Annotated in this window: 1 protein-coding gene and 1 pseudogene; both read right to left on the reverse strand. The window is 65.1% G+C overall.

The window, feature by feature from the left end; genetic code table 11:
• Positions 1-110: 110 nt before the first annotated feature.
• Complete coding sequence (locus JHD07_RS15005; protein WP_291623446.1) at positions 111-275, reverse strand: hypothetical protein; 165 nt, start codon at positions 273-275, stop codon at positions 111-113.
• Positions 276-309: 34 nt separating this feature from the next.
• A pseudogene (locus JHD07_RS15010) lies at positions 310-979 on the reverse strand (hypothetical protein); the annotation flags it as partial.

Consider the following 979-nt stretch of genomic DNA (forward strand, 5'->3'; position numbering starts at 1 on the left):
CTCACCCTGAGGGACCGCGAAGCGGTCGTCTCGAAGGGCGAGGCGCGTGCTCAGGCCTTTCGAAAAGCCATACGCGATTGCCCTGCCCCAGGCGGGGAGAGGTAGGCAAGCTACCTCAGCGCCAGCCAGCCCAGCGTGAACAAGAGCCCGCCGACAATCACGGCCGTCGCGATGGCCCAGATGCTGACGCGGGTGCTGCCGGCGACCTGCTTGGCTTCCTCATTGCGCGCGATCTCGCGGTTGCGCTCTTTATTGGCCTCGCCGGTATTCGTCATTGAATCACCCCAAATCGCTCGTGGGCCTGATGCGCTAATGCGTCTTGATGAAGCACATGCCGATACGGTGCGAGGCCGCGGCGGCCTGGCAGGTGAGACCGTTAGCACAGCTCCATGACGTAAAACTCCTGTCCGGCGTTCCCGATCCCGGAATTGGCAGGGAACAATGCGCGCCCCAGCCGTCCTGGTATTCGGTGCCGGCGAGTTCGCGTCTGCCGCGGGTCTGCGGCCGGCTGGCAAATCCGCGTGAGAAATCAGGATCTTTGCCGGCAGCGAAGGCGGCCAGGATGTCGCGGCGGCGGAGCTGGTCGCCGAAGAAATGCGGCGAGGCCGGCACGATGCTGGAATTCGACGGCTTGTCCGCGAGCCAGTCGACCCCCGGGAAATGGAAGCCGCCGATGCCGCGGGTCTGGTGACAGCCGGCGCAGGTGATATCGTTGAGACGGCGCTGGAAGCCTGCAACCGAACGGACGTTATGCATGTCGATGCCGCGCGCCGCGGCCTGTTGCAGCGCGCCGACCACGTCATTGTCGGTGAAGACGGGGTTGCCCTTGCCCTCCCCCTGCATCAAGCCGAACTCCGGCTGCAATGCCGAGGCGTCGAGGCCGGCGGGGGTCGGCACAATTGCAGCCTTGGCCAGGAATTTCTCCGGGATCAGCACGGTGCCGCGATCGAATTCGCGCAAGTTTTCGGACGCAAGCAGC

This window comes from Bradyrhizobium sp. (genome assembly GCF_016462955.1).
Lineage (GTDB): Bacteria > Pseudomonadota > Alphaproteobacteria > Rhizobiales > Xanthobacteraceae > Bradyrhizobium.